Origin of the sequence: Ekhidna sp. (assembly GCF_039940915.1) — a bacterium.
GTDB lineage: Bacteria > Bacteroidota > Bacteroidia > Cytophagales > Cyclobacteriaceae > Ekhidna.
Genome location: NZ_JBDVFO010000002.1, coordinates 762,602 through 777,187, shown reverse-complemented (window position 1 = coordinate 777,187; position 14,586 = coordinate 762,602). Strand labels below are relative to the sequence as shown.

Below are 14,586 nucleotides of genomic sequence, written 5' to 3'. Positions count from 1 at the left end.
TCAAGGCAAAGTCACTTTCTTCATTCTGATCAGGTCAACGTCTCCCATTTCTGTCCATGCGAAGTACAATGATCCATTGTGAACCTCCATTTGAGGAAATCCGCTCCCCCGCTCTTTAGAGGTTTCGGCCAGCAGGAATACCGACGACATGGATCCGTTTTGATTGACCGTTCGGTATTTGATGGCAGGATTATCCCCGCCATCCAGCCAACTGACAATCGCAGTTTGATTATTTATCATAACAATATCTACCCTGCCTATAGGGGAGGTATTGTCTATGATTATTGGCTCGTCGAAATCAGCTCCTGATTTGAAAGCAACCTTTACTTTGGGGCGGTTCAAAGCAGCAGTGTACCAGGCGACAGCTGTTCCATTTTCAGTGGCCGCCATCCTTGGTCCATTCACCGGGCAGCCTGCTATATTCCAGTTATCTTCAGCCACAAGCTTCGGCGCTTGCCATTGGCCATTTTTCTTGGTCACATATGCCATGTCACGTATCTCATCCACTGAGCGATCGCGATATACGAAGACTGGGCCATCATTTGTCATCACGCCACTTGTTTGGCAGCAATCACATACCCGACCATCAAGCTCTTCTTCTTCGGACAGATTTCCTTCCAGGTCTATTTGCGCTGTTCGTAAGGTCATAGCACCACCGGTTCCGTGATTGCTATGGTCACCTCCGCCAGTATTTCTGCCGTCTAGCCAGGCAAGGGTAAAAGAGCCATCAGTACCAGCTAACAAAGTAGTGAAACCATGTTCGGTGGGCGTTCCATCACTGTGGGGGATGATTGGTGCTGACCAGTTAATCGAGTCCGTATGCTTGAGCACCACATTTACATCATATGAATAGGTTCCAGCTGAGCTTTTGGCGAGGTAATGAGCAATTTTGTTTCCCACATTATCTATGGCAATCATTGGGTAATCGGCCCAGTTGACAAACCAGTTGTTCCCTTGTGCAATGACTTCCGGCGTATCCCAGTTATCTGCTTCTAAGGAGGAAAATTTAAATACTGATTGAATTGAATCTCCCTTTTCTATCCAACTCAGATATAGTTTCCCATCATTCCCTTTGATCAAATAGGGGAGGCTTGAGTTGACGTTTGATGGAACTGTCAAATCCTGAGCGATTGCAGGCTCGTTCTCTTTAGGTTGACTGCAAAAAGTGCAAAGGATAAGTAGTGCAACGGATGCATGTGGTAGCTTCATGAAACTAAGTTATGCATTGATTTTGAACGGAGCTTCATTATTGTTATTAGATATCTTCTAGCAGATTGCAGCGCCTTCGTCATGGTTCGCGTCCCCACGAAATGGCAATTTCAAAAACATTCAATAAGTTGGTGAAGACACCAATCTGGGCTTCAGTGCCATTTCATTGAATCGAAATTACAACATCTTCGAGTTCAATGAGCGATAATTGAGTGAGTTTGCCATTTTCATAAGCTGCGTCTATTTCGGCAAGTGGCACACTATCCTTCACAGTTGGTTTCAGGTTTTTATAATCCTGAACTGTTACGCCGTTTATTTGCCGAGGATTGTAAGCTACACGGAATCGGATACCCTTTCCATCATCTTCATTGTAACTGTAGGCTAGGTAATCCATGCTGAAATCTTGTGTATCAAACCAGTAGTAAAAAACATCCTCAAAATCCTCACCGCCTCCTTCAGCATTGAATGTTACTTTAATTTTATAGTACGTTTTATCTGCAATTTTGACTTCACCTTCCAATGACTTATTTACAGCAGCATCGTTGAGTGAGAAAGGGAGGAATGCGAAGTAGATCACGGAATTTACGGATGCCGTATAGGCAGTACGCTTTTCTTCTGTAATGATTGCTTCTTCATTGTTTATGAAGCGCTTTAAGCCTTCGTTGCTAAGCACGTCCTTTACTTCATTGCCCAGACTGTCCTTCTGCGTTCGAGCATAGGAAAAACGCCCACCATCTGTGAAGTATTCGTATTTTATATTTCTGAAAGTGAACAGGGAAGATGCGTTGTTTAAACCTGCTGTTCCTGAAGCGTCAATGGCTTTATCTACCACTTGCTGTGCGGTAGGCGTGGGACTTTCACATGCCCAGGCCAATAGAATAAGTAGAGCGAATTTTTTCATTTCACTACCAAACGTAAGAAGACTGTCAAAGGGTTTGTCGCACAGACGGCAAAAGAGATAACTATGCTGTTTGCTGTCTTTCAGAAGCTTGTTCCATCATGTCGGTAATGGTGGCATTGAGCTTATCCACAAGGCTTCCGATCCCTTCTTCCTTATCTTCTTCCAGTAACTCTACATGGTTTAAAAACAAAGTGATTTGCTTAGAGAGTTCTGTTTTCCAAACCACCACTTGTGGAGTCTCGCTTGTGGAGCCATCATTGATTTTTTCGTGATAAACCTGATTGAACTGCTCATGGGCATTAAGCATTTCTTCAAGTAAATCAGCTACACCTGCATGGGATATTTCTGCTGAGCATCTGTTCAAGTCTTCAACCAGACTTCTCATGGCTTCACTTTGGGCGATGTAACCAAGGTTATATAGACTAAACCCTCTCTTCCTTACGATCTCCACGAGTTTTTCTCCAGCTCTTTTGATCGATGGTTCAGTGCGATACGATGCAGATAAAACGCCGTATTTGAAGGCTTGAAAGGCATCATCACGTACTAAATCTGCCTGTTGTACGCGTGAGGCGTATACGTTGGAAAGACTTTCATTGAGTGCCTCCGACAATACATTTGATGCTTCGGTGGTTTTCTTAATTCTGTTTTCCAAAGTGCTTTTCAATGGAGAAGAATTGAGCGATTGAACAAGCCTTTCTGCTAAGACGACTAATTCTTCGGATGTGAGTAGTGAGTGTGAAAATTGCTTGAGCATGGTTCTTTCTGGTTAGTGGTAGGGATTTTGAGTGTGCCAAGAAAGCTCCTTCCTCTCAGACAAAAAACTAAACTTCGATAAGGCACTGAAAATTTTGGATATAACTATTCGCTGCAAGCGACCTCATAAGGAATATCACTCCCTACAAACTCATCCCACTCTTCTTGGGTTAGTTGCCTTTCAAGCAATGCGCATATGCGAAAAGCAAAATAGGCAGGGTCTACTGGCCATGTACGAATGTATTCGTCACCTCCGCCAGTGATCACTTGCGTGCCACTTGGATCGAAGCTGCCAGTTAGCACCCAATCTTGGTGGTCTTCCATAATGATGGGAAGCTTGCGCGATTCTTTCAGATCCCAGATGCGTGCCGTGCCATCTCTACTGGTGGTGAGGAGAAGATTACCTTTCGGATTAAACTGAATGTCGGTAACGGTGCTTTGATGACCATAAATGATGCGAATGAGCTCCTTATTTTCAATATCCCACAGAATTACATCCCCACGATCACGACCAATGGCTAATGTGTTTCCATCGGGACTGATATCTAAACAATTGATGGAGAAAGTGCCAAGTTCATATCCGAAATAAGACTGCTGCCTCCAATTTTTCATGATATCTTCTATTGGGCTTTCTTTGACCTCATAGGGCTTTTCCCAAGCTTCTAGCACACCTTGGTCGGTACCTGCGTAGATGGTGCCGTTGTTTTCATCCACCTTAAGTTGGTTTACTTTGAGTGCGGTTTTTCCAACATTTTCGGATTTGGAATCAAATCCCTTGAGAATCAAATCTCCAGCCTTGGTCACGCTCAGGTATTTTCTTTCACCAGGAATGAAAGTAGCCGTTTGAACAGGCTGTGGATCTTCCAATACAGCAATGTCTTCTTGTATGTTTTGATCAGTAGGTATAAGCGCCAGTCCTTCCTGATAAAAAATTGCCATTAGCACCTTTCCATCATTGGACATCTCAATGGATTGGATAATTTTCTTTGATTCATAGACTACTTCAGGAATGCTTCCCGGTTGTTTAACATTCCATTTCAGTATTCGTCCATCAGAGGAGGAGGAATAGTAGTAGTCAGGGTTTGCACCAAAGACCACTGAGGTAACTGTATTTGAGTGGAAGCCAACCTGATTGTATGCAAGATTCCTTGCAGAATCATACCCTAAATATTTATTTGCCTCGTACAACGCTTGATAGACATTGAGGTGAGATACGTAGGGTTCTGTTTCTCCATTTTTCCAAAATTCGTAGGCTTGCCTCGCAATTAAAGCTTTAAGGTCAGTCAAATACCCGGGCATTACCAACGATCGTTGAGACATGGACATTACCAACTCAGTGATTTTGGGATCATTTTTTAAGTCGCTCTGAGAAAAACAGAAATTAGTAGCTACGCAAAGAATTGTGGTGAGTAAGAATCGCATAACCTAAAGTTACGAAGAAAGGTGTACTATTAGATGACCTCCATTTTTTTCATAATGAAGCTTGCGCTTTTGTTTTGACATACCCCATCACGGAGTTTATAATCAAACACCAGTTCATCATCAATGATTTCTACTTCAAATCGTTTGTTGGTCAGTCTTTTTGGATAATCACTAGCCACATTGCATACTTCAAGGTCATGTGTAGCGATTCCTCCAAAGACGTTCTTGTCGGCCATTTTCTTGATGACTTCTATGGTTCCATTTCGTTTATCGTCTGAGTTAGTGCCTCTTAATATTTCATCTAAAAGGACAAAGCACGCTTGCGTTTTCAGACGATCCATGATGTATTTCAGTCGCTTCACCTCGGCATAAAAGTATGATTCACTATCGGTGAGTGAATCAGATAACCGCATGGACACCACAACAGGCAATGGAAATATGCTTGCTTTCTTAGCATATACGGGTGCTCCAATTCCGGCCAAAACCATGTTAATACCTAACGTACGGAGAAATGTACTTTTCCCTGACATGTTTGAGCCTGTAAGAATGAAGAAAGAATGGGGTTGAAAATGAATCGAGTTTGTTACACTGCTTTCTTGCTGTATGAGCGGATGTCCCAGCTCTTCGAAGCTCAGTTCTTGATTATCATTTACCTCAGGAAATGTAAAATCCGGATTATTGTAGCTGAAATTTGCCAGACTGCTATACTTTTCAAACTCACCAATCACTTTAAGCCAATCCTCTACATGTGCAGCATAATTTTTCCGCCAGTTGGATAATCCTCTCAATACGTGTAAATGATACAAGGCCAACCCATTGAGTATTGGAGCGGCAAAAACATTTTGCACGTGCTCAAGTCTCCCAAAAAGGAGAGACAATTGATGAATACTTGAGCTTGCTTTATGATTACTTTGGGTGAGCCTCTGCTTCAATTGCTGCAGTTTCTCCGAATGGAAATGTGTGTTCTCTATTTGTCTGAAAAGAAATGAATATTGTTTGAGTATTTGCTCAATCCGGGTGGTGGTCATGAGTTCATTTTTAATAGACCTAAACATGGAGCTTACCGCACCAAGATTGATGAGTGAAAGAAGAAAACTTATCCGTCCCATCATTTCGTTCGAAGCAAACAAATAAAAAGACAGCGTGATGAGAATCACTACAGGGCTGACATAGGAGATAAAGTGGATGATGCCGGGAATCTTAGCTGGTTTTTTTCGCGACCATTGTATCAAATCCTCAAGACTCTCAGTACTATCCTGTTTTATTCTGGCAAGTGCAAGTATTTCCTGTCGCCATTCAATCTGATCTTTTAATTCGTTTACTGCTTCCTGATTTTTTAAGATTTCTTCTTTCGGCAATATGTGAAGGAGCGAATCGGCCAGTACTTTTTTGCCGGTTATTGTACCTGTTCTGTTGAGGTGTTGGAAAAGAGAATGATCGCCGAAGAAGTCGAGATCGTAAGAGTAGTCATGGGTAGAATCGACAAACTCTTTGCCATTCCCGAAAGGCAACTTGCCTTCATTTAGGTAGCTCAATTCTTCTTCGTTAATTGAGATTTTGGCTTTAGCCAATTTGTTTTCCCATCGCGTGGCACTGTGTTTTCTGATCAGTAGCGCAAATGCTACCAAAATTAAAATCGTGCCGGTTAAGAGAATACCCCTGCCCGATTCGTAGTATTGATAAGAAAGCGCAATTGCGGCAAGCATCAATGTAAATCGATACATACTGATTCGCCTATCACGTGCCGATAGATCTGTGGACAATCCCTGATAGAATGCTATGAAATCCTTGTATACTTTCAACTTAGTCACTTCGAAAAGCAAGGATAACGATTCTTAGTGCCTAAGGTTAAGCAAACGGATGATTTAATCTTTGTAGTCCGCTGAATTGTTGACTATTCTTCATTCAGCGTAAGCGCCGGATTTGTTCGCGCCCACTTAATAGATCGTGTAGCGGTTATCACAAAAATCATGACGTAAGCCAGTATCAATGCCATTGGATATACCCAGGGATTCATGTCAATGGTATAGGCGTAATCTTCAAGCCAGGTACTCACGACTAGGTAGCTGAAAAGGCTTCCAAGTATTGCAGCACTGAGCACTATGAACCAAAGATCCTGATTCAAAACGCCAATAATACGAAGGAGAGAAGCACCTAGTACTTTCCGAATGGTCAGTTCCTTTGATTTTAAGCCAATGATGTAGATCATGAATCCGGCCAGACCCAATACAGACAGTCCGATGGCTAGCATGGAGAAAGTGATGCTAATTTGTCCGGTCTGTCGTTCTTTTGCGTACATGCGTTTGATTGCATCGTCCATTAAGTCATACTCCATAGGCACATCGGGCTGAATGGTGTACCACTGATCTTCAATGAGGTTAATTATTTCTTCCAGGTTATCAGAATTTGACTTAACCAGAATGTTTGTATTTACAAATTGTGGATCTGTTCGCAGCGAAATAATCTGCGGAGTGATTTTTTCCTTGAGTGCATAAAAATGGAAGTCTCTGAAAACACCAGATACTTTTCGATTGAGTTCGTTTTCTGTACCAGGACGTAAAATGATTTTTTTACCGATGGGATCATCTTGCCAGCCAAAGCGATCGATGAAGTTATGATTGACAAGTGATACTATTTGTCCTGCCTCGGCTGACTGCAAAACACGTTTGAAGTCTCCATGAGTAAGATCCATGCCCATTACTTCAAAGTAATCGATATCCACTCCATAGGATAGCAGGTTTTCATAGGTTTCATCTTCTCCTTCCACCTTATAAGCTAATGGGTTCATTCCATCACCCATCATTGGGCCAAAAGCGACACCACCAACCTGAGGGTAGCTCAATAGCTTGGTTTTGAATAGCTCATAGTTGGCAAATTCTCCGATTTCAAAAGCATTGGTCACTTTGATCACATTGGTGGCGTCAAACCCCATGTCTTTATTGTCCAGGTACCTGATTTGCTTATTCATAAACCAACCTGAAATGCCCAGCGTAAACAGCAAAATGAACTGGAAGAAAATCAACCCATTTCGATACTTGGTGCCACCAGTAATATTCATCGCTGACTTACTTTTCATGAGCGAGTTTACATCAGTGTTGCTAAGAGCAATTGCAGGGTAGAGTACAGTGATGATGCCTATCAAAGCTAAAAAAGCCAATGTACCAAAAATGTATAATGGAGAACTAAGCAGTACATTGGAGAGGTTGACATCCAGGATGATATTGAGTGCCGGTAAGGCAAAGCTGAAGCCGATCAATATAATGGGAAGGGTAAGTAGCATGGTAGTGAGTGATTCATAAATGAATGCCAAAACGATGTGAGTTTTGGATTCACCAAATACTTTTCGAATACCAACAGCTCTTCCTTTGCCCAGGTAAATAGCCAGGGAAAGATTTACATAGTTTGTGATAGCAATGAGCAATATCAGTGCGCCAATAATTAGGAATACCTTCAACTGCAAAGGGTCACCTTTTCCTCCCGATCCAAATGCTGCATCAGACTCCAGATAGATATCTGAAACAGGCATTAATTGTACTTCAGACAACTTGTGAAATTCATCTCTGGCGACATCCATTGCAAGTATCTTATCTTCCAGTTGACCAATGCTCACATCGTTTGACAGTTCGAAATAGATTTGAGAATGGTGATGGTCTCTTTCATAGAGACTTGGATTGGTATAAATCAAATCGAAATTCAGATGGGTGTTTGTGGGAAGGTCCGCAATGACTCCTGTCACTTTGTATTGAATGGTGTCACGTGTTAGGACTTCACCGATGGGTGAAGCCTCTCCATAGTATTTTTCTGCAATTGAGCGGGTGATAACAATTGCATTGGGTTCTTCCAGCAATCCTTCCGGATTTCCCTCTAGTACCTCAAAGTCGAAAATGTCAAAAAAAACTGATCCGGGATTTGTTTGGATGATGTTGGTTTCTGCGAACTTGTTGTCTCTGTAGCTATAGAATGCCTTTGGAGCTCTATTCACTAACACCCTGTTTTTTACCTCAGGATATGCGCCCCCAATAAGTTCTCTGGAATGCTCCACCCCAAGATTAGAAAACCAGGCATCTCCATTGGTCTTCGCTTCCATACGAAATAGGTTGGAAGCACTTTGATGAAACTGATCGTAGTGGTACTCATGATCCGCATAAACAATGATGAGTAGCGCTGCGATAACTCCGAGAGATAGGCCTAATATGTTGAGGCTGTTGAGACCGATTGATTTTAAGAAATTCCGGATGCTTAGATTGAAAAAAATGCTCATAGTCAAAATTGTTTGTTCAACAATACGACATGCTTGAGACCCAGAAGAATAACGTTTAGTTAAATAGCGATAACGAAAAGTTAAATTGGTTAAAAAAGAGTTAAAACATAGGAATGGTTTGATTTAAAGACAAACAATCCGTTATTTAAATGTTCCTTATTAAAGTGCATTCGGATGCAATTATCTAAACGAGCGATATTCATTGTGATCGGCTTGGCTTCATTAGCCTTGCTAGGGCTTTCTGCTTTGCAAATTCAGAACCTGCGATCTTCCCTCACCACGAATAAGCAGATCTTCCTGCAGAAAGTGGATCTCGCATCGAGCAAGATTTCAAAAGAGTTTCTTACCAACCCTCTTCATGCCGAAAGACTCAGAGAAGCGGAGCATCGCATGTTGCAAAGCGACAAACTTAATGATCCCATTATGGATCAGCACATGAAAAACATCCTGGAGCCTATTTTCACAGCGCATGGTATTGACCTCAAGTATGAGTATGCGGTTTATGTGCATAAGGAGCACACGGATGGATTCAACTTTGTCATGGGAGACGATGGAGCAAGTCTTGACTTTGAGTTGGTCAGTTGTGAAAATCCAAGAGAAAGAGGTCACGGTTGGGCGAATCTAACTTGCTCATCAGGTGGCAATCTGCATCTGGCATTATTCTTCCCTGATCAGGATGCCTATGTTTTTGCTCAATCAAGTGGAGCACTTATGATGTCCGTGGTGTTTATTTTGCTCCTTATTGGATGTTTCTCCTATACGTTGATCGTCATCAGAAAGCAGAAACGATTGTCGCTGATCAAAAATGACTTCATCAACAACCTAACCCATGAATTCAAGACGCCCATTGCTTCAATTGCACTAGCTACAAGCATGCTGAAAAGTGATAAGCCGGAAATAGAAAAAAGAAAAAAAGCCAACTACCTTAATTTAATTGAGCTTGAAGCGAAAAGACTTGAAGGTCAGGTAGATAAAGTGCTTCAGATAGCGATGATTGACTCTGGTAACTTTACACTTGAAAAGAAAAACCTCAATGTCCATGATGTGATTAGACGCGTGGTTGATAGCATGGAACTCATGGTAGGTAAGCGCAACGGTGCAATTTCGCTCCAACTAAATGCGACGCAATCAGAAGTGATGGCTGACGGCACTCATCTTGTCAATATCATTTATAATTTGATAGATAATGCACTTAAGTACACCATAGATGTTCCGGAAATTGTCATCACAACTTCTGATCATCCACAAGGAATTGAGATAGCAATTCAGGATAATGGTATCGGGATTGGAGAAGAAATTCAACGTTACATCTTTGATAAATTTTATCGCGCAGAATCAGGCAATATTCAAAATGCAAAAGGATTTGGCTTAGGATTAAGCTATGTAAAAAAGATCATTGAAGAGCACAAAGGAAGAATAGACCTGAGTAGTAAGCTTAATCAGGGAAGTGAGTTTCGTTTATATTTTCCATTTAGCTGATATGGGAAGGATACTGCTGGTAGAAGATGATGAGAGTTTTGGATATATCCTTCAGGAGTATCTTGAGCTTCACGATTTTACGGTCACTTTGTCAAAGGACGGAGAGGAGGGGTTGCGAACCTTTCAGGAGCATACATTTGATCTGTGCCTCTTAGACGTGATGATGCCCCTCAAGGATGGATTTACTTTGGCCAAAGAAATAAGAGACCTGGATCCGGGCATGCCATTCATGTTTCTCACAGCGAAAGCATTGAAAGTGGACAAACTCAAAGGATTCAGGCTTGGGTGTGACGACTATATTGTAAAGCCCATAGATCAGGAATTACTCATCGCTCGTATCAAAGCATTGATCAAACGAACAAATCAGGATACGGTAGCCAACAACCGTTCGTACCACATTGGAAAATATCATTTCGATTTCAATAATCAGCTATTAAGTATAGGTGATCAAGCGCAACGTCTAACAGAGAAGGAAGCTAAAATCTTGCAGCTGCTTTGTGAGAATAAGCATGAAGTCTTAGATCGAAGTAAAGCGCTAAAACATGTATGGGGTAAAAGCGATTTTTTTAATCGTAAAAGCATGGATGTATTCATTCATAAACTTCGCCAATATCTCAAAGCAGACCCAGCCGTTCAGATTGTGAATGTACATGGCAAAGGATTTGTTCTGCAAGATCAAGAAGTGCATTGAATCACGGCCTAACCTGCTATCTTTGAATTGGTCATGCGTTCCTTCAGGGGTGTTTGTGTATTCAACCTGATTGAGCAATATCAAAAAGAAATCAAGGCAATTGTTATATGAAAAAACTCGGATTGATCGGAGGAACTTCTTGGCATTCATCCATTGAATATTACCGAGCAATCAATGAAAATGTGAATGAACATTTTGGAGATAATACGAATCCTCCTCTGATGCTTTACAACCTCAATCAATCGCAAATTCATCGATATCAAAATGAGGATCGATGGGATGAAATTGCAAAACTCCTGACCCAAGCGGCTCTGAATCTCGAAAAGACTGGTGTAGAGGCTGTGATGTTTTGCGCAAATACTCCACATAAAGTTTACGACGCAGTGAGTAATGCAATACATGTTCCGATTCTTCACATTGCGGATGCCACAAGCAAGGCAATTGCAGCCAAAGAAATAAATAAGGTGTGTTTCATAGGCACGAAATTTACTATGCGGGAATCCTACATAGCAGATCGTATTTCTCGAAAAAGCATTGAGGTTTTAGTGCCGAAGGATGACGACAAAATTGAGGAGCTTCACCGCATTATTCAGAAAGAATTGACCTATGGAGTGATTAATGCTTCCTCCAAAGCATACGTAGTTGATGTGGTAAATTCCATGATACAAGAAGGTGCAGAAGGTATTGTATTGGGCTGTACCGAGTTCCCATTGATGCTAAATGGAAAAGATTTTTCAGTACCAATTTTCAATACAACAACCATCCATGCTGAGGAGGCCACCGCTTTTGTATTGAATAAGGATGATAAGTGAAAGAAAATTGAAATTGTTATCTAACAATTCGTTTGCGTTTGCGGTTAAATATTTAATGCAACGTTATGCTAAATTAAATTTGCATAATACCAAAAAATAGGGGTAAATCCGATAGTGTTTTAACCAGATTTACCTTTCTTTTGACAGAGTTAACCAGCTACACATGATACAACTTAAGAATTCCTCTCAGCAAAGTGAATTAAGGAAATCAATTAACCGACTTGTCTCAAATCTTGATCACTCAACACATAAGCGTGGTGATAAGCTGGCAGATACTGATGAGTCAGCTGCAAGCTACATCTCCAGACTTAATGACGAATCGCTGAACAGAGCCTTTCTTGATTACTGCAGCGCAGCGAAAAATTATGCTAAGTTCAAGCTCGATAGTTAATTCCCATCTTTAGCCTTTAGTGGAACCTGTGGAATAGGTGTTCCATGTGACCCATCTTTGCAACACATTGGAAGATTGTCGTAGGCAATGAGGTTTCTTGCTAATGTATCTGCATGATAACCAACCTTTGTGATTCGTTTTCTCAAGGTCTCCGGATCCGTTTTCTTAGGATTATAAGTGATGCTCATTACTTTATCATCGAGGTTAAGCGTGGCCTCTTTTACTCCTTTTTCAAAAGCCAAATCCTTTTCCAATGTGTATTGACACATCTCACATATCGCTGAGGTTTTAATCTCAATTTTAAATCCTCCATCCACTTCTATGGGCTCATTTTGAGCGATTGATAAAAGCATTGTCATGCTTGCTATCATTGAAAGTACTATTCTCATATCTTTAATTTTAATGGTCAATTTCTGTATATCAATTACGTTTGATTTTATATCGAAAGCCTGCATACACCATGCGACCAGCTACTGGCGCCCACACGATAGAGGCATCAAAATTATTACTAAATGGGTTCTCCGAATCAATGATCGGGTTGCCTTGCGTAAATCCGAGCAGGTTTTCTGAACCCAAGTATAAGTTACCCCACCTGAACGTACGGCTAATCTGAGCATTCAGCAAGAAGAAATCGGGGGTGGTTTCTCCACGCTGAAATTCTACCGGCTTGTCAGAGGTATCGGGAAGCCTTTTTGAGCCAAACCATTGCAGTGTGGCATCTGCTTCCCACTTATCAAATCGAGTAGCGTAGGAGGCATTTAGAAAAAAGCGATCTCTGGAATTGAAGGGAACTTCTCTCACCTCTCCATTGATTGTAGCACGTACGTCATAAAATTTATAAGCCGCTTTCGCACTAAACCTGTCGGAAAATTGATAATTGCCCTCTAGTTGGAAACTGTGCGCATAGGAGTCTCCCCGAAGGTTGTATACCCGAAGTTCGCTCGAACTTTGATCCATATCATAGATCAATTGGTTTTCGAAGGTGGTGTAGAAGTAATCTACGATAAGGTTTAATTGCCTTTCTCCAACAGGAATGGCGGTTGTCAAGCTACCGCCCATATTCCATGAAATTTCCGGTGCCGGCGCTTCTTCAATGATTAATCGCCTGGAAGAAACCAAAACGTTACTATTTTCTACTATGGCATTTGGTGTACGATAGCCTCTTCCGATCGCTGCTCGAAGTGTTGTATTTTCTGAAAACTTGTAGCGGGAATGAAGCCGGGGAGTAAAGTATGTGCCATATAGGTTATGGAAATCGGTTCGCGCTCCTGCTAATAACGAGAACCGGTCTCCTGGTGAATAAGTGTATTCATAATATAAACCTGGAATCACCTCTTGTCTACTATATGTGGAATCTGCATACACTTCATCAAAGTCATTGAAAAGGATACTTACGCCTGTCTTATACGAATGAAAAGAGTTAGCAATGATGTTCTGGAAGATGACATTTCCGTAGAGCGTCTGCTCAGTTCCTTTGTAATTATCTCTTCCAAACCCTCCGTTGATATCCAGGTATGATGCTGAATATATAAAACCCCAGCCTTTGTATGGTTTGTTGTGAAACAGCAGACCCGTCTTGCCAAAAACCTCTGCTCTGGTCGTTTCATTTTTGAAGCCGTATTGCGTGGAAGAACTGAAGTCATCTCCAAAATCAAAGCCAAGCTGCCCTCCGGCTTTTTCATCACGCATAAGCGTAAATCCAATCTGAGATACCAAGTTTTCTCCGCGAAACTTATACCTGTTCATCACATTGATTTGACGAGACTTTGGAAGATCCAAAAATCCGTCATCATTCTGATCTATCTCACTATTAAGGTAGTTGGTATGGAATAGGAGGGCAGTGCTCCATTTGTCGTTGATGTCTCTAGCATGGTTTGCATTCACCTCAAACCTGCCAAATGAGTTTACATAGCCATTGAGGTAAAGTTTTTCGCTGTTTTCTGGCTTTTTGAGTTCGACGTTGATTTGTCCGGTCATGGACTCGAATCCGTTGACAACCGTTCCTGCACCCTTGCCCACATCAATGGATTGCACCCAGGTACCTGGTACGTAAGAGAGGCCGTACCTACCAGAAAGCCCGCGTACGTTGGGGATGTTTTCTCGATTGATCTGCACATAGCGACCATCAAGGCCGAGCATGCGAATGGTTTTTGCACCACTTACGGCATCTGTGAATGACACATCTACGGATGCATTGGTCTCAAAGCTTTCGGAGAGGTTGCAGCAGGCAGCCTTCGTAAGTTCTGCTTCAGTAATGACCTCAATGTGTTTTGATTCGAGATCATCCATGAATGTACTGCTAGCTTGTACTACCACTTCCTCCAATTCCTCGGCATTCTCCTTAAGCTGGATATGCGTGGCTTTGGACAAATCAGCTTTCACCGTGTCTGAAACAAAGCCTGAATAGGATATGACAAGAAAGGCATCCCGTGAAGAGAGCTTTAACTCAAACATGCCTTCTGCATCTGTGATTATGCCATTTTGAGTTCCTAATTCCTGTATGGTTGCTCCGATAAGCGCTTCGTGATTTATAGTCTCTACTTTCCCGCGGACGGTTTGTCCGTAGGTTGTTGAAATGGATAGTGCTATGCAAAGCACTAAGCCTAGTTTTTTATACATGATTAAAAATTTGATTGTGAAAAATGAATTATCCGTGACCGAAAAAGC

The 14,586-nt window shown here is 41.7% G+C and carries 12 protein-coding genes; 4 read left to right on the top strand and 8 right to left on the bottom strand.

The window, feature by feature from the left end:
• From ABJF57_RS08550 to ABJF57_RS08525, 6 genes are all read right to left on the bottom strand, one after another.
• Window positions 1-1,209 carry an exo-alpha-sialidase gene (locus ABJF57_RS08550; RefSeq protein ID WP_462234277.1) on the bottom strand — a complete coding sequence of 403 codons (1,209 nt, stop codon included), beginning with the start codon at window positions 1,207-1,209 and terminating at the stop codon, window positions 1-3.
• Between the two features lie 163 nt (window positions 1,210-1,372).
• On the bottom strand, window positions 1,373-2,110 hold the full coding sequence (locus ABJF57_RS08545) for a DUF6503 family protein (protein WP_462234275.1): 738 nt from the start codon (window positions 2,108-2,110) through the stop codon (window positions 1,373-1,375).
• A gap of 61 nt (window positions 2,111-2,171) precedes the next feature.
• Entirely contained in the window at window positions 2,172-2,864 is a 693-nt protein-coding gene (locus ABJF57_RS08540) for a DUF6261 family protein (protein WP_462234273.1), read from the bottom strand.
• 104 nt (window positions 2,865-2,968) lie between these two features.
• Window positions 2,969-4,285 (bottom strand): WD40 repeat domain-containing protein, encoded by a 1,317-nt coding sequence (locus ABJF57_RS08535; RefSeq protein ID WP_462234271.1) that lies wholly within the window; start codon window positions 4,283-4,285, stop codon window positions 2,969-2,971.
• A 29-nt stretch (window positions 4,286-4,314) separates the two neighbouring features.
• Window positions 4,315-6,087 carry a MutS-related protein gene (locus ABJF57_RS08530; protein WP_462234270.1) on the bottom strand — a complete coding sequence of 591 codons (1,773 nt, stop codon included), beginning with the start codon at window positions 6,085-6,087 and terminating at the stop codon, window positions 4,315-4,317.
• A 92-nt stretch (window positions 6,088-6,179) separates the two neighbouring features.
• Window positions 6,180-8,546: an ABC transporter permease gene (locus ABJF57_RS08525; RefSeq protein WP_462234268.1), complete on the bottom strand. Its 2,367-nt coding sequence runs from the start codon at window positions 8,544-8,546 to the stop codon at window positions 6,180-6,182.
• A gap of 174 nt (window positions 8,547-8,720) precedes the next feature.
• Here ABJF57_RS08525 and ABJF57_RS08520 point away from each other — a divergent pair, with 174 nt between their 5' ends.
• The 4 genes from ABJF57_RS08520 to ABJF57_RS08505 all read left to right on the top strand — a co-directional run bounded on the left by ABJF57_RS08520 (window position 8,721) and on the right by ABJF57_RS08505 (window position 11,919).
• Window positions 8,721-10,025: a sensor histidine kinase gene (locus ABJF57_RS08520; protein WP_462234266.1), complete on the top strand. Its 1,305-nt coding sequence runs from the start codon at window positions 8,721-8,723 to the stop codon at window positions 10,023-10,025.
• A 1-nt stretch (window position 10,026) separates the two neighbouring features.
• Entirely contained in the window at window positions 10,027-10,716 is a 690-nt protein-coding gene (locus tag ABJF57_RS08515; protein WP_462234264.1) for a response regulator transcription factor, read from the top strand.
• 107 nt (window positions 10,717-10,823) lie between these two features.
• Window positions 10,824-11,528, top strand: coding sequence for an aspartate/glutamate racemase family protein (locus ABJF57_RS08510; protein WP_462234262.1), 705 nt, complete (start codon window positions 10,824-10,826; stop codon window positions 11,526-11,528).
• A 163-nt stretch (window positions 11,529-11,691) separates the two neighbouring features.
• A complete protein-coding gene (locus ABJF57_RS08505) occupies window positions 11,692-11,919 on the top strand; it encodes a hypothetical protein (RefSeq protein ID WP_462234260.1) in 228 nt (75 codons plus the stop codon).
• Here the strand turns inward: ABJF57_RS08505 and ABJF57_RS08500 are convergent.
• The gene (locus ABJF57_RS08500; RefSeq protein ID WP_462234258.1) at window positions 11,916-12,308 is read right to left on the bottom strand and encodes a heavy-metal-associated domain-containing protein; all 393 of its coding nucleotides are present in this window, start codon (window positions 12,306-12,308) and stop codon (window positions 11,916-11,918) included. The two genes, ABJF57_RS08505 and ABJF57_RS08500, sit on opposite strands and share 4 nt — an antisense overlap.
• Before the next feature lie 31 nt (window positions 12,309-12,339).
• On the bottom strand, window positions 12,340-14,538 hold the full coding sequence (locus ABJF57_RS08495) for a TonB-dependent receptor (RefSeq protein WP_462234257.1): 2,199 nt from the start codon (window positions 14,536-14,538) through the stop codon (window positions 12,340-12,342).
• Window positions 14,539-14,586 lie beyond the last annotated feature (48 nt).